Raw genomic sequence first — 22,650 nt, 5'->3', positions numbered from 1 at the left:
GGGCGGCCGTGGCGAACCAGCTTAGACATGTTGCGATTATCATGGACGGCAATGGGCGTTGGGCCCGTAGCCGCGGGCTAGAACGTTTTCTCGGGCACCGCAAGGGCACGCAGGCCACCATCGACGCGGTGGAAGTCGGCGTGAACCTGAAGCTCGAGCACATGACGCTCTACGTTTTCAGTTCCGAGAACTGGGGCAGGCCCAGCAAGGAAGTGGATTACCTGATGAACCTCCTCATCGAGATGGTGGTGAAGGAAATCCCCGACCTCATGGAGAAGAACGTGAAGCTCAAGGTTATCGGGAACATGGAACGCCTGCCCGAAAAGCCACGCGCGAGCCTGCAGTCCGCTATCGACAAGACGGCGAACAATACCGGCATGCAGCTGAACCTCGCCATATCCTATGGTGGACGCCTGGAAATCGTGGATGCCGCGAAGGCTATCGCCACGCAGGTGCAGGCGGGTACGCTCAAGGTCGAGGATATCAACGAGAACGTGTTCGCGAAGAATTTGTATTTGAAGGGCGCACCCGATCCGGACCTGGTTATCCGTACCGGTGGCGAGTTCAGGCTTTCGAACTACCTGCTCTGGCAGGCCGCCTACAGCGAGTTCTACGTGACGGACACGCTGTGGCCCGACTTTACCAAGGAAGAGTTCCTGAAGGCCGTGGAATTTTTCAAAACCCGCGAAAGAAGGTTTGGGAAGGTGTTGCATGAGTAACTTGGCTCAGCGTTTGATTACGGCGTTTGTCGCCATTCCTATAGTGTTCGTGCTGCTGTGGTTCTGCGACTACAGCCGTGTTGGCCTCATGTGCTTCCTTGCGGGCGTAGCTGCCTGGGAATGGGCGCGCATGGCGTCCAAGATGTACAAGGGGCCGGACATGCGGTTCCTTTCGTTCGCCTCCACTTTTGCACTCACGCTTGCGTGGACCCTTTCGAAGGGCGGCTACTTCGGGCTGCCTGCGGTGCCGTACGTGGTGGGCATGACGTTCCTCGTGATTTTTGCGGTCTATATCGGTGCGGCCTACAAGAAGGTGGAAATCGATCACCTGTTCCCCTGGCTCGTAATGCAGCTCGGGGCCCCGCTCTATATAGGGCTCTGGGGTGGCATGAACGTGCTCATGATGGGCAACGGCCAGGGTTTTGAACACTGCTATCCGTTTATCCTCGTGATGACATCCATGTGGCTCTGCGATACGGTGGCGTACTTCTTCGGCAAGTTTGCGGCAGGCAAGGGCCCCTTCGGGAGACACCCGTTTGCCCCGAGCATCAGCCCCAAGAAGACTTGGGAAGGTAGCATCGCCGGTTCCATCGCGACGATTGCGTGGGTGGCCTACTGGGTCAAGTGCAGTGCGGCTCTCTCCTGCTTCAATATCGAATTCAACTGGGGCATTGCCATTGCGATTGGTGTGCTGCTCACTGTTGCGGGCCAGGCAGGCGACCTGCTGATGAGTGCCCTCAAGCGTTGGAGTGGCACGAAGGATTCGGGCAATTTGTTCGTGGGGCACGGCGGCGTGCTCGACCGCTGCGATTCGTTCTACCTCGCGGCCCCTGCACTCTACCTGGTGCTTGATTTCCTCAAGCAGATAGCGTAGCGCAACTGCATGCTGACGGCTTATTTCTTGTAACCGCCGTAGCCGTGTTCCGCCATGTAGATGGCGAGATAGTCGATAACTCCTGAATCTGCTCCCTTCACGGGAACATACCGCAGGTTGTTCTGCGCGTCGATGATGACTGCGAGACCTGCGATGTAGTTTATCCAGTGATAGTCCTCGTGGTACTTGAGGGCGACCTTCCCTTCGGAACCGAACACGGCCAGGGGCATTACAAATATATCGTGCGATACCATGATGCTCACGCGCTTCCACTTGGGCAAGTTCTTGAGGATGACCTTTTCCATGAACTCCTGGGCGCGGGGCTCAAGTTCGTAGAGTGCGTCGGGGTAGGGTTCTCCGTATGCCCAGTGGGCCATGAGTTCTACGGAACTGCCCTGCATGCCGAGCTTTGAGGCGTATTGAGCGAGCGAGTCCGCAGAAATTTTTAGGAACCAGTTGCCGGTAATGTCGTAGTTCGTGATGAGCTTCGGGAGGTTCGCTTCTCCGCGCCCCTTTGATATGTTGTTCGCAGTCTCGTTCGTGCGCACGAATCCCGAGGTAATGTAGCTGAATTCCTCGTCGCTCTTGAGTGTTGCTCCCAAATCCTGTGCCATCTTCACGCCGTTTGCGGTGAGTTCCGTCTCGATGGTCACGGCGTCTTCGCGTTCGGAATGGCGTATGATGAAAACCGCCTTCTCGCTAGGCGCTAGACTCCTGTAGACATCGGCGACCGTCGCGAAGCCGTCCTTGTCGAGCGGGATTTCCGTTACTGCGGGCGCGGAACCGGAGGATTCTGCGGAACTCGAAGATTCCGGAAAGGGTTCCACCGAAGAGGAAGACTCTGCCGGAGAGTCGTGCGGCGGGTCGTATTGCCCGCTGGAAAAGGAGGCCGGAAGGGCCGATGAGGATGTGGTGGCTACAGGCCCTTCCGGTGAATCTTGCGCAGATGATCCCCCAAACAATTTATCGGAGTCAGAAATGTCAAGGCCGTCTGCGCTTGATTCAATTTCGGTTGACTGCGTGTCGGTTGACGACGTGCCCGAATCGTTGCAGGCAACGAATGCGCCTGCAGTGAAGATGGCGAGAGTGAAGGCGCGCATTACGAACCCCACTGGTAATCGCCCGCCTCGTACACCGGGTTTTCACCGTTGAAGCCGCGTGGGCGCTTGATCTTGTCGTCGAATACAGTCTTGTTGAAAATGCGGAAGTCCCCGCGTTCGTAGCTCTGGAACGAGATGTGGCAGAATATGGGCCCTGCCGGCATGTACTCGCTGTAGCTCATGGTGCGTTCGCCCGCGGTGTAGAGGTAGTTGAAGTACTTGCCGTTCAGGACGATGTGTAGCCCGATGTTCCCGACGGTGAACCAGCGCCCCTTCGCGAGGATGTTCTCGTGGTGCGTGTCGTCGTAGTCCATCACCACGAATTCGGCGTCACCATTTTTATCGAGATGGAAACGGTACTTGTGGTTGCCCCCGCAGCAGCGGCCGTCGAAGAACCAGGTGTATCCGCTCGCGGCGGCGATGCGCGGGTCGCGCACGCTCGTGTCGGGGTGGGCGAGCTGTTCGTCGGTCACGAGGCGCTCGGGTTCCACTGCGGCAATCAGCTGTGCAAGTGTTTTTGGGTTGCTTGCGGAAGTGAGCGTGACCTTGTTTTTCGCATCGCTCATGGAGCGGCGATACAGGCGGTACGGAATGCCGTCGTCGCTGATCATCGTCATTTCGTCCTGGCTAAAGATGTAGTAAGCGTATGTCTTGGTGCCGCTCCGTGTGACCACGTTAAAACTGCGGTTGTTGAGCGTGTACCACTGCCCCGACACGTTCGGGAATCCCGAAACTGCCGCGTTGCCGTCTTCGGCGATGACTACGGTGTAGTCATCGCTGATCCATGCCTCGTCGGCCGCGGTAATCAGGCGGCAGTCGCGGTTCTTTTCGCCCTGGCAGGCGGCGGCCGAAGGGTTCGCCGCTTCGCAGGGGCTCACCATGCCCGGCGGGAGTTCCGCCGACATGCCGATACGGAATCCCATGTCGGCGGCGCCATCGCGGCTGCGGATGGCGCGACGGCTCACCCGCGCGAATTCCGCCGGTTCGCCATAACTCCCGCCGCGGCGCGTCTTGTTCCCGCTACCCGTGAGTTGCACCGGATTCACCTTGTCGCCCGCGGTATAGCCCACGAGCCAGTCGTAGACCCATTCCCACGAGTTCCCGCTCATGTCGTAGAGCCCGAGCTTGTTCGGCTTCTTGGTCGCCACGTCGTGCGCCTTTCCGCTGCTGTTCTCGGAATACCATGCCACGTCATCGACACTGTTGCTGCCCGAAAACTTGAAGTTGTCGGGAACGCCGTCCTTGCCACCGCGTGCCGCGAATTCCCATTCGGCATCGGTCAGCAGGCGGTACTGGTGGCCCGAAAGTTGCCCGAGCTTGCAGGCGAAACTGTTCGCGTCGAACCAGCTTACGCCGATTTTGGGAGCCTTGTCCGATTCCCAGGCGTTTTTCTTGCCGCCCATCACTGCGTTCCATTGCCCGATGGTGACTTCGGTATTCGCGATGTGGTAGGCGTCTACCGTTACTTTGTGCGCAGGCGTCTCGTAAATCTTGTCCTGCTCGGCGCAGTTGTCGCACCCGCGCGTGTACGTGCCCCCTGCGACATACACCATGCTGAATACCGCGCCGTTTACGGTGTCGGCGAAGGTGGCCGGTGCAACGTAGGTAAATTCAGAACCCGCGCCGGTGCTGCTTGAACTGCCGGCCCCGAAACCGCCCGAACTGCCGGGAATGTTCCCGCTCGAGCCTGCAATGTTCGTGCTCGAGCTGGGCGCCGAGCCTGCGCTTGTCGGCTCCGCGCCCGATGAGGTCGCGGGCAGTTCTCCCGAAGAAATTGCGGGCATCCCTCTCGAAGACAGTTCGTCTCCCGGATAGTCGCCGGTATTGCCTGCAAATGAATTGGAAGAGAGTTCACCCTCTGGAACAGAAACGCCGTCGGAAGATTCCGAGCAGCTCCAGAACACCCCAGCGGCGATTATCGACGCCGCTAAAACACCCGAAAAGCGCATGCGCATAGCGCACCTCCTTCGAGTCCATAACCATTACCCGCTTTTAAAATAATCTAAAATTGTCGAATGCGTCTGTAAATTTTAGTAGATGTGTGGACAATTGCCGAATTCGCGCGAAAAGCCCGAATATTAATTTCTATTTTTTTGAAAAACAAAAGAGGCTTTTTATGAAAAACGTCGTCCTTCTCGGTGCCACAGGCTCCATCGGTACGTCCAGCGTCGATGTCATCCTGCAACATTCCGACATTTTTAACTTGTATGCGGTCGCCGCGAACAGTAGCGTGCAGAAGGTTGCTGAAATCGTGCGCAAGTACAAAGTGGAACGCGTGTGCATGTTCGACCCGAACGCCGCGAAGGAACTCGAGGGCATCCTCGGCATGAAGGTGCTCGCCGGCATGGAAGGCCTGTGCGAACTCGCCGCCGACCCGAAGGCCGATATCATCATCAACGCGCTCATGGGTGCGGTGGGCTGCCTCCCGACCATTACCGCCATCGAGCACGGCAAGCACGTGGCCCTCGCGAACAAGGAAACGATGGTCATGGCGGGCCCCGTCATCTGGGACAAGCTTGCGGAAAACCCGAAGTCGTTTATCACTCCCATCGATTCCGAACACAGCGCCATCTTCCAGTGCCTCGAAGGCGGCAAGCGCGAAAGCGAGGTGGAATTCCTCGAGATTACCGCTTCCGGCGGGCCTTTCCGCGAATGGCCTGTTGAGAAGTTCGAAACCATCACGGTGGCCGACGCGCTCAATCACCCCGTGTGGAGCATGGGCAAGAAGATTACCATCGATTCCGCCTCCATGATGAACAAGGGCCTCGAAGTTCTCGAAGCTCACTTCCTGTTCCACATTCCGTACGAACAAATTAAGGTGGTGGTTCACCCGCAGTCCATGGTGCATTCGCTGGTGCAGTTCCGCGACGGTTCTCTGATGGCCCAGCTCGGCGCTCCCGACATGCGCATCCCCATCCAGGTGGCGCTCACGTGGCCCGACCGCTTGCGTCTCGAAACCAAGCGCCTCGACCTGCCGACGCTTGCAAAACTCACGTTCTTCGAACCGGATTTCAAGAAGTTCCGTTGCCTTGCCCTCGCGTTCGAGGCGGGCCGCCGTGGCGGTATCGTGCCCTCCATGATGAACGCCGCGAACGAAGTGCTCGTGGATCGCTTCCTCAAGGGGAACCTCAAGTTCACCGATATCCCGAAATACGTGGAAATGGTGATGGAGAAGGCCCCCGATGTGACCGGCCACCTCACGCTTGACCAGGTTCTCGAGGCCGACGCCGAAGCCCGCAGGCTCACTGCTGCGCTGATAAAGTAATTTTACAAAAGCGAGTTATCCTGAATGGCCCTTTTGCCCTGAAAACGGCAAAAGGGTTGTTTTTTTATACAACAAAAGATTGTTCCTTTTTGTGAAAAAGTAAAACACTTGATACAGTTTGGTTTATAATTCTTTAATAGGCGGACCTATACGGGCCGCCTTTCCTTATATTGTATTCAGGTGTATGACAACTTTTCTTGCGCAAGAGAGGATGTTTTGAAAACGAATAGAATCAAGCTGGTCGTGCTTTCCGCGACCGTTGCCGCCGGTGTTTCGACGGCCTTTGCAGCCAATGCCTACATAAACCAGGTGGGTTACCGCCCTTCCGACCCCAAGCAGTTCTCGCTGGTGGGCGCCTCGGGCAATGTCGAAATCGTGAACGCGTCTGGCCAGACGGCCCTTTCCGTGACTCCGGGGGCCGCATCTTACTGGGATGCGAGCGGGCAGAATGTTCAGCTCGTGGATTTTTCCGAACTCAAGACCGCAGGCAAGTATTCCATCAAGGTGGGCGGACAGGTACTCCGCCAGGATTTGGTGGTCAAGGATAACACGTTCGAGGACGTGCTCAAGGCTGCCGCCAAGTGGTTCTACTACCAGCGCGCATCGATGGCTCTCGAGAGTCAGTATGCTGGCAAGTGGAGCCGTGCCGCGGGGCACACGAATTCTACGGTGGAACTCCATAACTCCGCCGGTTCGGGCTCTATCCAGTCTACCAAGGGCTGGTACGATGCAGGCGACTACGGCCGTTATATCGTGAACTCGGGCATTACCACCTACACGCTTCTCTCGCTTTACGAGCATTTCCCGAATTACTTCAAGAGCCTCAAGTGGAATATCCCTGCGGAGGGTAGCCTCCCGGACCTGCTTGCCGAAATCAAGTGGAACCTGGACTGGATGCTTACCATGCAGGCGAATGACGGCAGTGTGTACCACAAGCTTACGTCTCTCGGGTTCCCGGGCGATGTGATGCCTGCGCAGGACAACCTGAAGCTTTACGTTATCGGCAAGAGCGCCGAGGCCGCTTTTGACTTTGCGGGCGTGATGGCTGTTGCCGCCCGCGTGTACAAGCCGTTCGATTCGAACTACGCAAACAAGTGCCTGGAGGCGGCGAAGAAGGCCTATGCCTGGGGCTCGAACAACATGAACGTGCACTTCACGGCAAACCCGTCCGATGTGTCGACCGGTGCCTACGAAGGCAATAATGCGAGCGACGAGAAACTTTTCGCCGGTACGGAACTTGCCATTACGACAAACGACGGGTCGTACAAGCAGTCGGGTACCACGGAGTATATCTCCTACTGGGGCGACATGAAGGGAATTGCCACCTACGGCAAGGCGACTCACGCGTCTGTTTTTAGTGATGCGGGCGAGGCCAAGCAGAAAATCCTTTCGACCGCCGACGGATTCGTGAACCGCACTAAGTCCGGTTTTGGCGTGGTGATGGCGAAGGACGATTTTGTGTGGGGTTCAAACGCCGTGGCCTCCAATCAGGGCGTATGGCTCTTGCATGCCTACTACCTCACCGGCGACGAGAAGTATTATGCCGCAGCGCTCAAGGTGCTCGATTACCTGCTCGGCAAGAACCCGCTCGACATGTCTTTTGTGACGGGTTATGGCACCAAGTCTCCGATGATGCCGCACCACCGCCCGAGTACTTCGGATAACGTAACTGAGCCTATCCCGGGAATGCTCGTGGGTGGCCCGCAGCCCGGTGGCGAGGATGTCGGCTCCGCTGCGGAATGGAAGTGCGCCGACTACAGGACAGGTCAGGCTGCGACCGCCTACACCGACCAGCGCTGCAGTTATGCAACGAACGAGGTCGCCATCAACTGGAATGCCCCGCTTGCCTACTTGGCGGGCGCTCTCGAGGCGATAAACGCGGGCTTCGCTCCCGACTTTGCCGCTGCAGGAGTCGCGAGGAAAAATGCGACGGCGCAGTCTTCGTCCAGTTCCGCCCCGCAGGGCTCTAGTTCTTCTAGCGCGGTGCCTGCTTCGAGCTCTTCGCAGTGGCAGCCGCCGCAGTCCAGCTCGTCGCAGTGGAACCCGTGGAATCCGGCCAGTTCCAGCGCGACTACCGCAATTCGCGAGGTTGTGCCTGCCGCAATGCAGGGCGATGCAACACCGCGCCTCCGCGTGAAGGATTTCAAGCTTGTCGTCGAGAAAAACGGCAAACGCTATGACCTCCGCGGCAACAGGCTGCACTAAACCATATTGTCATTGCGAGGGGCATCGCCCCGCGGCAATAGTGTGCAAAATGAGTGTCGTATTTGCAAAGTAATTTGCAAATATGACCGAATGCAGCCACGGACGGCGAAGCCGTCCATCTCCAACCCGCATTGTCATCCCCGCTTTTTAATTAGTCATCCCCGCGTAGGCGGGGATCTTTTTTACTACATTATCCTGTAATGGAATCCATTTTCTCCAACGTCGTGATGTTCATCCTGGGCCTCCTTGCGCTCAGTTTCCTCGTGACTATTCACGAACTTGGCCACTTCCTGGTCGCCAAGTGGAATAACGTCAAGGTGAATACGTTTAGCGTCGGTTTCGGCAAAAAGCTCATCCGCATCAAAAGGGGCGAGACGGAATACTGCATTTCGGCTATCCCGTTCGGTGGCTACGTGGCCATGGCGGGGGAAAATCCCGACACGCTCGAGGAGGGCGAAGTCCCGGACGAACGCGATTTTGTGGCGAAATCCGTGGGTGCCCGCGCCGCGATTGCATTTGCGGGCCCGTTCATCAACATCGTGTTTGCGTTCGTGCTCCTGATGGTGCTCTACATGGTGGGCGTGCAGGAACCTGCGACAAACGAACTTATTGTGGGTTTTGTCGCGAAGGATTCCCCGGCGCTCGCTGCGGGCATACAGCCGGGCGATACCATCACCGCCATGAACGGCAAGCCCACGCAGGGCTGGGACGATTTCCGCGAGCAGATTGGCGTGAGCCTCGGGGCGAACGTCCCCCTCACGGTGCATCGCGGTGGCGAACCTCTCACCATAACAGTCGTTCCCGAAGAACTCGTGATTCCCGCGCAGGATTCTACCGGCTCTGAAATCAAGATGGGTATTGGCGACATCGGCATTTACCCGCGCAACCGCGTCATCGTGCGCCTCCCGCCTGTTGAAGGTTCCGCCGCGGCTACGGCCGGCATCCAGCAGAACGATACGATTTTTGAAATCAACGGCGAGCACATCTCCCGTTACGAGGAGGTGGTACGCATCATCGACGGTAGCAAGGGTGAAACTGTCAATGTTACCGTCATCCGCGATGGCGATACGCTTACCAAGCCGCTTACGCCTGTGTACAACGAGGAATACAAGCGTTACATGGTTGGCATCCAAATGGGCTACGTGCTCTTCCGCGAAACAAAGATTGTGCGCCGCGGCCCTGTCGAGGCCTTTACGAAGACTTGTGCTACCAGCTGGAAAATGACTACGAGCATCTTCCGCTATTTCAAGCGCATGTTCCAGGGCCAGGTGAAGGTGGATGCCTTCTCCGGTCCGGTTTCTATTGTCGCCGTGATGGGTAACGTGTGGATGAGCGGTTTCCAGGAGTTCCTGATGTTGCTTGCCCTTATCAGTATCAACCTGGGCGTCATGAACCTGCTTCCGCTTGCGATTACCGACGGTGGCCTGCTCATGTTCCTCGGTATCGAAAAACTGCGCGGCAAGCCGCTTTCCACCAAGACGCAGACGGTCATTCAGAATGTGGCTGCCGCGTTCTTCATCAGCTTCTTCGTGTTTATCACGATTCTTGACTTTAGCAAGCTCTCGCTCTTTTTGAAGTGACAAAGACACTCATGTTGCGTTATTCGTGCCGATACTGAAAGTTTCGGCTCCGATGATGATATTTTCCTCTTGACAGGCTAATAAATGTTAGCTATTTTAGCTAATGAATGTTAGCTGACTGTAGAGGTGTCATGTCCACAAAAGAAAAAATCCTTGAAACCGCCCTAACGCTATTTGCCAAAAACGGATACGATGGCACCAGCGTGGAGCAAATCGCCCAAGATGTCGGCATCAAGGCGCCGTCGCTTTACAAGCACTTCAAGGGCAAAGAAGACATCTTGAATGCGCTCATCGACATCGCCGAAGCGCGCTACGAGGAATCGTTCGGCTCCGCGAAAAAAATCGGCACAGTTCCCGAAAATATCGACGGATTCATTCGCGAGATGTTAAAGCGCATCCGCTTTACGATGAGCGACCCGATTATCAAGAAGATGCGTGTTTTCTTGGTGCAGGAACAGTTTCGCAGCGAGCGCCTCGCCGAAATCACGACAAGGCATCAGGTGGATGGGCTTCTGCAAATGTACAAGAAAATTCTCGAGACCTTGATGGCTGCAGGTATAATCGTCAAAGACGACCCGGAAATGCTCGCGACAGAGATTACTGCGCCAGTCGCACTTTGGATTTCTAAAGTTGATCGCCAGCCGAAATGCGAAAAAGAGGCACTCAAATTCATCGAGAAGCACTTACAGCATTTTTTCAAAACCTACAAGAAATGAATCGACCAATCACCACATTGTTCATGCTGATGTCCGTTGACGGAAAATTAAGGCAAAAAAATGGCAAAAGAAATCGACCCGAAAAGCACCACTAGAGCAATGGCGTTCAAGCTTTGGATGCAAGCTCCAAATCCGATGGTGACATTTTTCAAAACATTGAACGTCACAAGGCTTGTGAAGGTGAGCAAAAAGCGCGGCTTGAAATTCAACATGCTTATGGATTACTGCATCGGCAAGGCGGCCGCAAGCGTTAAAGAGTTTTACATGCTCCCGGTAAACGGGAAGCTTATGCAATACGATTCTATTGCGGTGAACACAATCGTGAAGAACGACGAAGGCGAAGTCAACTCTTGCGACATTCCGTTTTCCGAAGGCTTGGCGACATTCAACCGCAACTATCTCAGATACACCAAAATCGTAGCGGAAAGTTGTGTGGACTGGGACTTGTCCGAGAACAGCATGGTCATCGGCACATCGGCGATTATCGACACGGAAATTGACGGCGCTGTCGGCATGAATTCCGGCATTTTCAACAACCCGTTTATGATTTGGGGGCGGTTTAGGCGAAAGTTTTTCCGCTATGAATTGCCTGTTTCGTTCCAGTTCCATCATACGCAAATGGACGGGGCACACGCCGGGAAATTCCTCGCGAATTTGCAAAAGGCTATCAATGAGCTGCGATAAAAAACATGAAAAGATTACGATTCGGAGCAGCGCTCCACTTCCTTATAGCCATTGGTCATATAGCCTGCCTGTTCGCTTTAGACGAGGCATTCGAAGCCTATGGAATTAAAGACTTCATGCATCAGATGGTATCAGGCCACATTTGGATGTTGTATGCCCTGACCTGAAGTTAATTTGGGGAGGCGAACGTCCTAAATCTTTTGTATTTAGTATAGTCAACGACGAAAGTAAAACTCTAACAAACGATTGAATTTATGGTAATAAAGAAATTGGATCACAAACTAACAGTCTGTAAAGTAGCGGACGTTAGTGATTTTGATACGGGTAAGGATTTTTATTTCATTGGCAAGACCAACGAAGAAATATCCCTCGTATGCAAAACAGATGATGTTCTCCAAAATACTATTGAACGAGATGATGGATGGCGAGGATTCCGTATTCAGGGTGTACTTGATTTTTCTCTTATCGGCATTCTTTCAAAGCTATCAGCTATTCTCGCAGAAAATAACATTGGTATTTTTGCGATATCCACTTTCAATACGGATTATATCCTTGTGAAAGCCGAAAATTTCGAGAAAGCGCTGAAAGTCTTGTCTGATGCGGGATATGATGTGGTGTGATAAAGCCTCAAAGAAAGGATTATAATCGGATGAACACTATTATCATCTACGGTAGCTGCTACGGCTCGACAAAGCGCTATGCTGAACGCCTCTCCGAAATCACGGGGCTCAAGGCTGTTTTTTTCAAAGACGTGAAAAGCGTTGCCGGCTATGACCGCATCGTCTATCTGGGCGCCCTCTGCGCTGGCGGTGTCATGGGCCTCAAGAAAACGGTTTGCGGCCTCTCCGCAAGTCAGGAATTGTTTGTCGCGACCGTCGGTCTCGCCGACCCGATCGATGCCGAAAACGTCAACCACATCAGGGACAGCCTCAAAAAGCAAGTTCCCGCATCGCATTACGATGAAAGTAAAATTTTCCACCTTCGCGGTGCTATCGACTACACCAAGCTCGGCCTGAAACACCGAATCATGATGAAACTCCTGTATTCGAAGGTCACGAAAATCCCCGAAGCGGAGCGCAACGCCGAAGTCCGCGCCCTCATCGCCACCTATGGCAAACAAGTGGACTTCGTGAATCTCGATACCCTGGAACCGATTGCTCAAATTTTGAAATAATTTGAATAAGTTCCTTGACAAGAATTTTAAAATAGTGTACATTTGTGCATAGAGCTAAAAAAGGAGAACCTATGGAATTAAAATTTTGTCAGAGCTGCGGAATGCCGCTCACACCGGAAATCTTGGGCACCAACGCCGACGGCAGCAAGAACGAAGAATACTGCATCTACTGCTACAAAGACGGCGCCTTCACCGGCGACTTCAACATGGAACAGATGGTTGAATTCTGCTCGCAGTTCGTCGATGAATTCAACAAGAACACCGGCAAGAGCCTGACCCGCGAAGAATATAAGGCGGAGCTTCGCAAGTACTTCCCGACGCTAAAACGTTGGCGCCTCCCGGCAGATCAACTGCCGCATGCCACATCGCCCATGAAGCAGAAGTTCATTGAAGAAGTCAACGCGCTGGGTATCAAGGACATGCCGACCATCGACAACCTCTTTGTGCTGCAGGGCTCGTTCATCAATCAGGAATACAAGATCAACGGCAACAGCGTCAAGCTCCTGGACGATAACGCAAGCTACTGGGGCAATCAGGTCGAAAAGATTGGAGCCGAAGGCCACTGCTTCGGAATCGCCTGCGACGAACGCTACATTCTCGTGAGCGAATACGGCAAGAATGGCGCCGATGCCGAAATCGTCGTATTCAAGAAACGATAAAGAATAAATTTGTATTAGGCTTCTTTCCCGAGAACAGCGCGGGCGAGCTGGTCGGCGCACGAAGTCGGCTTCCCGCCACAGGTGTTGCCCAAGAGCTTTGCCGCGATATCTTCGGCGCTCATACCTTCGCAGAGCTTCGCGATTGCCTTCAAGTTCCCGTTGCATCCGCCCGTAAAGCGGATGTTTCTGATTTTGTCTCCGTCGCGCGTGAATTGGATTGTCGTCGCGCAAACGCCTCTGGTCTTGAAAGTCTCTTCCATAATAAACTCGTTGCAGGTTTGTTTGTTGTCATCCTCGACCGTCAGGGAGGGGATCCATTTTTTTGATAAATATAGAATGTCTTGGCGTTGGGCGAGATGACTTGGCAATCTCTAGCTGTTTTTATAGATTATAGCAACAAAGCGCGTCAATTCAAAGGCTACAGAAATGTTTGATATTTCTAAAATGAAATGGGTCCGGGAACCCCGGAACTACAGCATCAATCAGGAATGCGTCGAAATTGTGACCGCCCCGCATACGGACCTTTGGCAAAGGACCTACTATCATTTCAGAAACGATAATGCCCCGGTTCTGCAGATGGAAACAGAAGAAAAGTTCTTTTCCTTTGTCGTCAAAACCGATTTTTCCGAAAGTCGTCATCGCTTCGACCAGTGCGGGGTGGCGCTGTATCTGGATTCGGAAAATTGGCTTAAGGCGTCAGTCGAATATGAGAATGAAAATTTCCAGCACCTGGGTTCTGTCGTGACAAACCGCGGGTATTCAGACTGGGCGACGACCGCGATTGCTGCAGATGTAAAATCCATGTGGTATAGGCTCAGCAGGCGCGAAGATGACTACTGCATAGAATGTTCTCGAGACGGGGTGCAGTTTTCTCAAATGCGGATTTGCCACATGCTCGAAGGAGCCGGAAAAATTCGGTTTGGCATATATGCATGCAGCCCGGAAAATTCCAGCTTCACGGCTCGATTTACGGATATGCAAGTGACGGAATGCGCATGGAAAGCGCACGACGGCCAACAACCGGATGCGTAAACGTAGATTTCCACCAAATCGGCATCGAGCATGACCTTAACTTCGCGGATGGTATATATCCGCGATCTATAATACCACCTTTTCTGGTGCTGGGAGTTAAACTTTGTACATGGCCTTTTTCTCGGCGACTGCACAGGGGGTTATGCAGAGTTTTAAACCCATGGCGTTCAGCACACGCATGATGGTGTCGAATCTCGGATGCGCGTCTTCTCTTAGTGCCTTGTACAAGCTTTCTCGATTCAGGCCCGCAGACTCGGCGATTTTTGCCATTCCGATTGACCGGGCCGCATCTCCAATGGCATGTTGCCAGAGGACGGGGTCGTTTTCGGCAAGGGCTTCTTCCAAAAAGAGTTTTACATCTTCTTCTGTTTTAAGAAGATCGGCAACATCCAGATCAGAAACTTCTGCATCACTTTTTTTCATTGTTTAACTCCTGCCCTCCTACAATGTAGCCAATCGGCTACAAATTGTCAATAGGGCAATGTGGGGGATTGCTAAATAAATCTCGGCCCCGGCCGCACTGGCCGCAACATCTTTCTTCATCGTCAACTCCTCTGGCATACAAGCGAAAAAATACCAAAGACTACACACTTGTGCACTAAATGTAGGTTCAAAAATCTTGTTTGTCAATAGGCCCGCGAGTTTTTGGCATATTATGACAACCTATTTTGTTTATATTTACATTGGAATAGTTTGGCTTTTATGTCCTACGAATACAGCGAAAATATCCTCGTTCAAGAGAGTGCCGGCGACCTGCTCCAGCATGAGTTGGGCTGGCGCGTTGTTTTTGCGTATAATGAAGAAAAATTAGGCGAAAATGGAACATTCGGGCGCACCTCTTACAGAGAAGTTTTGTTGCATCGGTATTTTCGCGAAGCACTTCAAAAGCTGAATCCGTGGATAACGCCTACACAAATTGACGAAGCCGTACAAAAGTTCACGGCGACGCTCAGCACGTCTTCGCTGCTTCAAATCAACGAAGAAAAGTACGGCTTTATTCGCGATGGCATTCCTGTCTCTTACAAGAAAACCGATGGAACTTCGGATGTCAAGCGGGCTCTCGTCATTGATTTTTTGAACCCGGAGAACAACGATTTTCTCGCCGTCAAGGAGATGAAAATTCACGGCGAAATTTATCGCCGCCGTACCGATATAGTCGGCTTTGTTAATGGCATCCCGCTTTTGTTTGTGGAACTCAAACGTAACGATGTCGCTGTGCAAAACGCCTACGACGACAACTACACGGATTACCTTTCGACGATTCCGCAACTTTTCTATTACAACGCATTTTTGATGCTTTCTAATGGGGTAGAAGCGAAAGTCGGAACGCTTGGCAGCAAGTATGATTTTTTCCACGAATGGAAACGTCTCAAAGAATCCGATGCGGGTTCCGTTGCACTCCAGACGATGCTTCGCGGGATTTGCAAAAAAGAAACATTCCTTGACCTGTTGGCGAATTTCATTCTTTACGATCATTCCGATGGAAATACGGTTAAGATTCTCGCCCGCAACCACCAGTATCTTGGTGTAAACGAGGCATTCAAAGCGTACGAAAACCGCAAACTTCGCAATGGCAAGTTGGGCGTTTTCTGGCATACGCAGGGGAGTGGCAAAAGCTACTCGATGTTGTTCTTGTCGCAAAAGATTCGCCGTTGTGCAAAAGGTTCGCCTACAATCGTCATCCTTACGGACCGTGACGAACTGAATAAGCAGATTAGCGATACGTTTGAAAACTGCGGAATGCTCGGCAAGGTAAAAGCATCCAAGTTCATTGCCACGAGCGGGAACGACCTTGTTACAAAACTCAAGGGCAACCCGAGTTTCATCTTCACGCTGATTCAAAAGTTCAACAAGAAAGATTTGACCCCGATTTATCCAGATCACGATATTTTAGTGATGTCCGACGAAGCGCATCGCAGCCAGAATGGAATTTTTGCAGACAACATGTGTGCCTTGCTTCCGACGGCTTCGCGTATCGGCTTTACGGGCACTCCGCTTTTGAAAGATGACAACATCACCGAAAGAACTTTCGGCGGCTACATTTCTATTTACGATTTCAAGCGTGCCGTAGAAGATGGTGCGACAGTTCCGCTCTATTACGAAAATCGTGCCGACAAAATCAAGGAACTCAAGAATCCTGAAATTACAGACAAGATTCTCAATGCGATTGAAGCCGCAGACCTTGACCCGGAACAGCAAGAAAAACTGGAAAAGGATTTTGCCAAGGAATACCACCTGCTTACGGCAGAACCGCGATTGCGTCTGGTTGCAAAAGATTTTGCGCATCATTATTCCGACTTATGGACTAGCGGCAAGGCGATGTTTGTTTGCCTGAACAAGGTGACTTGCGTTCGCATGTACAATTACGTTCAGGAATATTGGGCCGAAGAAATCGCCGCTATCGAAAAGCAGTTGAAAACAGCAACCCAGCAAGAAGCCCAGGAACTGGAGCGCAAAATCCAGTGGATGCGCGAAACGGAAATGGCTGTCGTCGTAAGTCAGGAACAGAACGAGCAACAGACATTTGCCAAGTGGGGCTTGGACATTACTCCGCACCGCACCAAGATGGAAAAGCGGGAACTGGACAAGGAATTCAAGGACCCCAAAAATAAATTCCGCGTTGTGTTCGTTTGTGCCATGTGGCTCACCGGTTTCGATGTCAAGTGCCTCAGTTGCCTTTACTTGGATAAACTGTTGAAGGCTCACACGCTGATGCAGACGATTGCACGTGCGAACCGTGTGAACGAAGGCAAGAGCAACGGCCTGATTGTAGATTATGCTGGCATTGTAAAGGCGTTGCGCAAGGCTCTCGCCGATTATACGAACAATGTAAGCGGCGGGCGTGCCGACCCGACAATTGACAAGTCGGAATTGCTGAATCGCATTATCGAAATTATTGCAAAAGCGGAAGCGTTCTTAAGCGGAGTCGGAGCTAAACTTTCAAAGGTTGTTGAATCCAAGGGCTTTGATAAGATTGCCGCAATTCAAGATACCGCAAATGCAGTCTGTTCTTCGGCAGAAAATAAGAAGACTTTCTCTACATACGCCGCTGAACTTTCGCGCCTAGTAAAATACACGAACCGCGAAGACGTTACAGCCGAGAATCGCGACAAGATAAACGCGATTGACGCGGTTGCCCGCAACTTGAAGGCAAAACGCCGTCATGTGACCAATGTGGATTTGATGGTGGAACTGAACAAGATTGTGAACGAATACGTTCAGATGGACGTAGGCGGTAAAAAGAATCCCAAGCAGTTCGACATCAGCAAGATTGATTTTGAATTGCTCGGCCGGGAATTTGCCAAGGCGAAGCACAAGAACCTTTTGCTCCGCGATTTGGAAGAACTGTTAAAGGAGCGACTTTCTTTGCTGTTGGCGACCAACTCCGGTAGAATCAATTTTTACGAGCGTTATCAAGAAATCATCAACGCCTACAATAGCGAACAGGACCGTGCGACCATCGAAAAGACCTTTATGGACTTGATGGATTTGGCATCATCCATGGATTCCGAGCAACAGCGCTTTGTCCGTGAAGGTTTCAAGAACGACGAAGAACTTTCCATGTATGACTTGCTTTTCAAGGATAACTTGAGCAAGCAGGACATCAAGAAGTTAAAATCTGTTGCCGTAGAATTGCTCGAAAAGATAAAGGCGAAAATTGGGAGTCTGGACCACTGGACCGATAAGCAAGAAACCAAGGCCGCGGTGGACACCCTCATTCGTGACACGCTTTGGAAAGAGCTGCCCGAAAGTTACGATGACGTGGCCATCAACATGTATCGTGCCCGCGTTTACGAATACGTTTACACCCATTATCGTGTAGCATAAATCTGGAGGCCCAGTGCGTATAGAAGATATTCTCGCTATGGAAGAATCCCAGACTTTTGACCGCAAGAGCATAAACATTGCTCCGAAGGATTTTTCTAACCATGTGTGCGCTTTTGCAAATGCCGACGGGGGAATCATCGTTGTCGGCGTTTCTGATAAAAATCGCCGCATCGAGGGTGTTGACCATCGTGAAAAAGATGTCAATGAACTCTTGCGTGTTCCGATGGATTTTTGTTCGCCGACGGTTCCTTTTGCTCATGAACTTGTTGAATGCGTTGATGCCAAAGGTAAGCCGAACCATGTGCTGGTATTCCACATAGAGGCAAGCCCCTTTGTTCACGAAAACCAGGCGCATGACGTTTATATGCGTGTGGGCGACAAATCCAAACTACTTTCTTACGATGACCGTTTGACGCTGACCCTCGACAAAGGGTTGCGTTCCTTTGAAGATTTTCTTGTTCCAGACTCCAGCTACGAGGATATAGAGGAATCTTATCTCAAAGAATATTTGAGCTTAATCGGATATTCTAAATCCCCACGAGAATATTTGCTACAGAATAAGAACTTCGCAAAAGAGAAAGAGGGAGAATTGCAACTCAGCGTTGCAGCCATTTTGCTATTCGGCAAGAAACCCCAGTCGTTTTTCCCGAGGGCCCGAGTCAGGTTTATCCGTTACGAAGGTACAGAAGAAAAATTCGGTGCCGAGATGAACGTTATCAAGGATGTGACTTTTGAAGGTCGCATTCTGGAGCAGATTCGCCAGGCGGTCGCCTACATCCAAACGCAAATCAAGGAACGCACTTATTTGACTTCGGGCGGAATCTTTACCACCGAACTTGAATATCCGGAATTTGTGCGTACAGAACTGGTCGTAAATGCGGTAACCCATAGGGATTATTCCATTCGCGGAACCGAAATCCAAATCAAGATGTTCGATGACCATTTGGTGGTGGAATCTCCGGGGAATTTGCCCAGTCAGGTGAAAATCAACAAGATTCGTAATTCCCACTTTGCCCGCAATTCCCATATCGCGGAATACTTGAAGGATTACAAGTACGTGAAGGATTTTGGCGAAGGTGTGGACCGTATGTGCCGGGAAATGGAAGCGCAGGGGCTGCCCAAGCCGGAATACAAACAGGACTCCTTTATTTTGAAAGCCATTATCCGAAATTCGGGTTATGTTTTAAAAAAGGTTGACTTTGCTCCGGAAAAGGTTGACTTTAACCCCAAAAAGAGTGGCTTTTCTTCGAAAAAAGTTGACTTTGGTCCGCAGAAACTTAACTTTGAAAAAATGGTAGACGCTTCAACGTACAATATAACGATGAAAAGGCACATGAAGGCAATGATTACCGAAGTTGGGTTGCAACAGGTTTTTGGAGCCAAGTATGTTGCCAATTCCCTTAAGGTTAGCAAAACTGCCGCAATCGGAATTATAAAGAAAATGTTTAGTTTGGGCGTTATAAAGCCCGTGCAAGGAAATGGCAAAGGGAAATACATGCTCAATCAAGAAACTAGCAAGGACCCAAATGGATAACAAGAGCTTAAAGAAACTTGAAGCCGATTTGTGGGAATCTGCGGACTTGCTCCGTGCCGATTCCAAGTTGACATCGAATCAGTATTGCATGCCTGTTTTGGGGCTTTTGTTTTTGCGTTACGCCTATGGCCGCTTTAAGAGAGTCGAAGCCGAAATTCTCAAGAACCGCCCGAGTCGCGGTGGCCGCGTTCTCCCTGTAGAACCCAGTGATTTTGCGTCCAAGAGTGCATTGTTCCTCCCGAAAGAAGCGCAATTTGATTACCTCGTGAACTTGCCTGCAAATATTGCATCGGCAAAACTCAAGAACGCGCATGGTCAGCCGCTCAACAGCCTTGGCGAAGTCGTGAACAACGCCATGGAACTTGTCGAAGCCCAGAGTGAAAAGCTGAAAGGCGTATTGCCCAAGACCTACACCGATTTCAAGGACGAACTGCTTGCCGAACTTTTGCGCACCTTCAACAACAACGCCCTCGACGATGTGGGCGGCGACGTGATGGGCCGCATCTACGAATACTTCCTCAGCAAGTTTGCCAAGAACATCGCAAGCGACGACGGCGTTTTCTTTACGCCAAAATCCCTGGTGAAGATGATTGTGAACGTGTTGGAGCCCACGCATGGCGTATTGCTGGACCCCGCTTGCGGATCGGGCGGAATGTTCGTGCAGACCGGTGACTTTGTGAATGCCGCCGGCATGGCTAGCAACGAAACCATGACCTTTTACGGCCAAGAAAAGGTGGAATACAACGCCCAACTTTGCCAGATGAACATGGCGGTGCACGGGCTTACCGGAGTTGTAAAGTCCGGCGACGAGGCGAACTCCTTCTATCACGATGCGCACAACCTTGCAGGCGAATGCGATTACGTGATGGCGAACCCGCCCTTCAACGTAGATAAGGTAAAAGCGGAAAGCTGCCAGAATGCCGGGCGACTCCCTTTCGGGCTCCCTGCGGTAAACAAGGACAAGGAAATTGGCAACGGAAACTACCTGTGGATTTCTTACTTTTACAGTTACCTGAACGAAACCGGCCGCGCGGGCTTTGTGATGGCCGCCTCCGCGACAGACAGCCAGAGCAAGGACAAGGACATCCGCGAAAAGCTGGTGGCTACGGGACACGTGGATTGCATGATAAGCGTGGGCAACAACTTCTTTTATACCAAGAGCCTGCCGTGCACCCTTTGGTTCTTTGACAAGGGCAAAAAGAAGAAAATTCAGGACAAGGTCCTGTTCATCGATGCCCGCAACTATTACACCGTCGTGGACCGCACTCTGAACGAATGGAACGAATGGCAACTCAAGAACTTGAACGCCATTGTTTGGCTCTACCGCGGCGAAACGGACAAGTATGAATGCCTGCTTGTGGAATACCGTAGCGCCCTGCTTGCCTACGCCGACACCACCGAAGACAAACAACTCGAAAAGATTCTCCGCAAGTCCGCAAAGATTGCAAAAATATTCGCGGAACTCAAGGAACACCGCGAAACGCTCCGCGCACAGGCGAAAACCGCCGTAGAAGCCGCCGACAAAAAGAGCAAGAAGAAAACCCAGGAAGAATGGGACGCCCGCCTCGCGGAACTCGACGAAATCATCGGAGTCGCCAAGGAAGCCGACTGGCTCTACGAAAAGTTCGGTGACGGCAAATACAAGGACATCCTTGGGCTCTGCAAGATTGCCTCCCGTGCCGAAATCGCCGAAAAGAACTACAGCCTGACCCCCGGCGCCTATGTAGGCGTCGCCCCCGTAGAAGACGACGGCGTGGATTTTGCCGAACGCATGACCGAAATCCACCAGGAACTCCTGAAACTCCAGGACGAAAGCAACGCCCTCATGAAAACCATCTCGAAGAACATGAAGGAGATGGGACTGTGAAGCTAGACGAAAGACGAGAGACGAAAGACGAGAGAGTGTGTCATCCTGAGCAAAGCGAAGGATCCATGCTTTTACGAGTCATCCTGAATTCTCCAGTAAGCATAGGGTTGATACCACGTCATTGCGAGGGCGTAGTGAGCCTGCCACGAGCGAAGCGTGGTGGTGGCAATCCATGGAGGGTGTTTGCTAATGGCTTGGAATAGAAAAACTCTAGAAGAGTGTACGGAGTACATAACTGATGGCGATCATCAACCCGCTCCTAAATCTGATGATGGCGTATTATTTATTAAAATCAAGGATATAAAAGATAGTCGGGTTGATTTTAAAGAAGCCTTGCATGTTCCTCTGGTTTATTATGACGGTATACAAAGAAATCGTAAACCTGTTTTAGGTGATACTTTGTATACGGTTGTTGGTTCTTATGGTTTGTCTGCTTATGTAAACTTTGACATTCCTTTTTGTTTTGAACGTAATATTGCTCTTTTACACCCGAAAAAGGGTGTTGATTCACGTTTTTTATTTTATTCTGTAAATACCCCTGATTTTTTCAAACAAGCAGAAAATGCTGCTAACGGTGCTGCTCAAAAATTAATTCCATTATCTAGGCTGAAACAATTAAAAATACAGGTGCCTCCGTTTGCAACGCAGAAGAAAATTGCCGACATCCTTTCCGCTTACGACAACCTGATAGAAAACAACCAGAAGCAAATAAAACTCCTCGAAGAAGCCGCCCAGCGTCTCTACAAACAATGGTTCATCGACCTCCGCTACCCTGGCCACGAAACCACCAAAATCGTAGATGGACTGCCGAAGGGATGGAGGAAAGACCGAGCAGATTCATTTTTCAATATTACCATTGGCAAAACTCCACCGAGAGCAGAAAAACAGTGGTTTACTGAAGATGAAAGCGGAATGCCATGGATTTCGATTTCCGATATGGGGGCGGATTCAGCATTTTTATTTGAAACATCAGAGGGATTGACATTAGAAGCTATTAAACGCTACAATGTAAAAGTTGTCCCTGCAAATACGGTTTTGTTGAGTTTTAAACTAACTGTCGGACGGGTTTCTATCGCATCAACAGAAATGTGCACAAATGAGGCTATTGCCCATTTTGTCACAAACGATGATTCTTTAAGAGAATACACCTATTGCTATCTCAAAAATTTCCATTATGATGAATTAGGCAGCACATCTTCAATTTCAAAAGCAATCAATTCAAAGATTGTCAAAGCCATGCCTTTTGTCATGCCAAGTGACGATATTGTTAAAGCGTTTCATAAAGTGATGAAGCCGATTTTTGATCAGATTTTTACAAAACAAAAACAAATTCAAAATTTGTCGCAATCCCGCGACCGCCTACTCCCCAAACTCATGAACGGCGAACTGGAAATATAAAATGGATAAGGAATT

At 51.4% G+C, this 22,650-nt stretch carries 19 protein-coding genes; 15 read left to right on the top strand and 4 right to left on the bottom strand.

Features of this window, described 5'->3' with window-relative positions:
• Window positions 1-8: 8 nt before the first annotated feature.
• On the top strand, window positions 9-719 hold the full coding sequence (locus CRO08_RS16055; protein WP_097037055.1) for an isoprenyl transferase: 711 nt from the start codon (window positions 9-11) through the stop codon (window positions 717-719).
• Window positions 712-1,593, top strand: coding sequence for a phosphatidate cytidylyltransferase (locus CRO08_RS16050; protein WP_097037054.1), 882 nt, complete (start codon window positions 712-714; stop codon window positions 1,591-1,593). Before CRO08_RS16055 ends, CRO08_RS16050 begins: the two co-directional genes overlap by 8 nt.
• A 20-nt stretch (window positions 1,594-1,613) precedes the next feature.
• On the opposite strand, the gene CRO08_RS16045 is transcribed toward CRO08_RS16050, so the two are convergent.
• Window positions 1,614-2,693, bottom strand: a complete 1,080-nt coding sequence (locus CRO08_RS16045) for a histidine phosphatase family protein (RefSeq protein WP_097037053.1) — start codon at window positions 2,691-2,693, stop codon at window positions 1,614-1,616.
• The gene (locus CRO08_RS16040; protein ID WP_097037052.1) at window positions 2,693-4,648 is read right to left on the bottom strand and encodes an SUMF1/EgtB/PvdO family nonheme iron enzyme; all 1,956 of its coding nucleotides are present in this window, start codon (window positions 4,646-4,648) and stop codon (window positions 2,693-2,695) included. Before CRO08_RS16040 ends, CRO08_RS16045 begins: the two co-directional genes overlap by 1 nt.
• Before the next feature lie 161 nt (window positions 4,649-4,809).
• Here CRO08_RS16040 and dxr point away from each other — a divergent pair, with 161 nt between their 5' ends.
• The 8 genes from dxr (at window position 4,810) to CRO08_RS16000 (ending at window position 12,976) form a co-directional block, all read left to right on the top strand.
• Window positions 4,810-5,958, top strand: coding sequence for a 1-deoxy-D-xylulose-5-phosphate reductoisomerase (gene dxr / locus CRO08_RS16035; RefSeq protein WP_097037051.1), 1,149 nt, complete (start codon window positions 4,810-4,812; stop codon window positions 5,956-5,958).
• 216 nt (window positions 5,959-6,174) lie between these two features.
• The gene (locus CRO08_RS16030; RefSeq protein ID WP_097037110.1) at window positions 6,175-8,163 is read left to right on the top strand and encodes a glycoside hydrolase family 9 protein; all 1,989 of its coding nucleotides are present in this window, start codon (window positions 6,175-6,177) and stop codon (window positions 8,161-8,163) included.
• 200 nt (window positions 8,164-8,363) lie between these two features.
• Window positions 8,364-9,743 carry an RIP metalloprotease RseP gene (rseP, locus tag CRO08_RS16025; RefSeq protein WP_097037050.1) on the top strand — a complete coding sequence of 460 codons (1,380 nt, stop codon included), beginning with the start codon at window positions 8,364-8,366 and terminating at the stop codon, window positions 9,741-9,743.
• A 131-nt stretch (window positions 9,744-9,874) separates the two neighbouring features.
• Complete coding sequence (locus CRO08_RS16020) at window positions 9,875-10,459, top strand: TetR/AcrR family transcriptional regulator (protein WP_097037049.1); 585 nt, start codon at window positions 9,875-9,877, stop codon at window positions 10,457-10,459.
• A gap of 60 nt (window positions 10,460-10,519) precedes the next feature.
• Window positions 10,520-11,143: a CatA-like O-acetyltransferase, family 2 gene (locus tag CRO08_RS16015; protein ID WP_097037048.1), complete on the top strand. Its 624-nt coding sequence runs from the start codon at window positions 10,520-10,522 to the stop codon at window positions 11,141-11,143.
• 254 nt (window positions 11,144-11,397) lie between these two features.
• Window positions 11,398-11,763 (top strand): ACT domain-containing protein, encoded by a 366-nt coding sequence (locus tag CRO08_RS16010; RefSeq protein ID WP_097037047.1) that lies wholly within the window; start codon window positions 11,398-11,400, stop codon window positions 11,761-11,763.
• Window positions 11,764-11,792: 29 nt separating this feature from the next.
• The gene (locus CRO08_RS16005) at window positions 11,793-12,317 is read left to right on the top strand and encodes a flavodoxin domain-containing protein (protein ID WP_097037046.1); all 525 of its coding nucleotides are present in this window, start codon (window positions 11,793-11,795) and stop codon (window positions 12,315-12,317) included.
• A gap of 71 nt (window positions 12,318-12,388) precedes the next feature.
• Window positions 12,389-12,976, top strand: a complete 588-nt coding sequence (locus tag CRO08_RS16000) for a zinc ribbon domain-containing protein (protein WP_097037045.1) — start codon at window positions 12,389-12,391, stop codon at window positions 12,974-12,976.
• Between the two features lie 14 nt (window positions 12,977-12,990).
• Here CRO08_RS16000 and CRO08_RS15995 read toward each other — a convergent pair whose 3' ends face one another.
• Window positions 12,991-13,236, bottom strand: coding sequence for a TIGR03905 family TSCPD domain-containing protein (locus tag CRO08_RS15995; protein ID WP_072799897.1), 246 nt, complete (start codon window positions 13,234-13,236; stop codon window positions 12,991-12,993).
• Window positions 13,237-13,402: 166 nt separating this feature from the next.
• Between CRO08_RS15995 and CRO08_RS15990 the strand changes: the two genes are divergently transcribed.
• Complete coding sequence (locus CRO08_RS15990) at window positions 13,403-14,008, top strand: DUF1349 domain-containing protein (protein WP_097037044.1); 606 nt, start codon at window positions 13,403-13,405, stop codon at window positions 14,006-14,008.
• Between the two features lie 96 nt (window positions 14,009-14,104).
• On the opposite strand, the gene CRO08_RS15985 is transcribed toward CRO08_RS15990, so the two are convergent.
• Window positions 14,105-14,431 carry an addiction module antidote protein gene (locus tag CRO08_RS15985; RefSeq protein WP_097037043.1) on the bottom strand — a complete coding sequence of 109 codons (327 nt, stop codon included), beginning with the start codon at window positions 14,429-14,431 and terminating at the stop codon, window positions 14,105-14,107.
• 279 nt (window positions 14,432-14,710) lie between these two features.
• On the opposite strand from CRO08_RS15985, the gene CRO08_RS15980 reads away from it, so the two are divergent.
• The 4 genes from CRO08_RS15980 to CRO08_RS15965 all read left to right on the top strand — a co-directional run bounded on the left by CRO08_RS15980 (window position 14,711) and on the right by CRO08_RS15965 (window position 22,635).
• Window positions 14,711-17,836, top strand: coding sequence for a type I restriction endonuclease subunit R (locus CRO08_RS15980; RefSeq protein WP_097037042.1), 3,126 nt, complete (start codon window positions 14,711-14,713; stop codon window positions 17,834-17,836).
• Between the two features lie 37 nt (window positions 17,837-17,873).
• The gene (locus tag CRO08_RS15975; protein WP_097037041.1) at window positions 17,874-19,370 is read left to right on the top strand and encodes an ATP-binding protein; all 1,497 of its coding nucleotides are present in this window, start codon (window positions 17,874-17,876) and stop codon (window positions 19,368-19,370) included.
• Window positions 19,363-21,237, top strand: coding sequence for a class I SAM-dependent DNA methyltransferase (locus tag CRO08_RS15970; protein WP_097037040.1), 1,875 nt, complete (start codon window positions 19,363-19,365; stop codon window positions 21,235-21,237). The genes CRO08_RS15975 and CRO08_RS15970 overlap by 8 nt, the downstream gene beginning before the upstream one ends.
• Window positions 21,238-21,426: 189 nt before the next feature.
• Window positions 21,427-22,635 carry a restriction endonuclease subunit S gene (locus CRO08_RS15965; protein ID WP_097037039.1) on the top strand — a complete coding sequence of 403 codons (1,209 nt, stop codon included), beginning with the start codon at window positions 21,427-21,429 and terminating at the stop codon, window positions 22,633-22,635.
• Window positions 22,636-22,650: the final 15 nt, after the last annotated feature.

The sequence above is a fragment of the Fibrobacter sp. UWT3 genome, from assembly GCF_900230125.1.
Classification (GTDB): Bacteria; Fibrobacterota; Fibrobacteria; order Fibrobacterales; family Fibrobacteraceae; genus Fibrobacter.
This window is presented reverse-complemented; position numbering and strand designations above follow the sequence as displayed.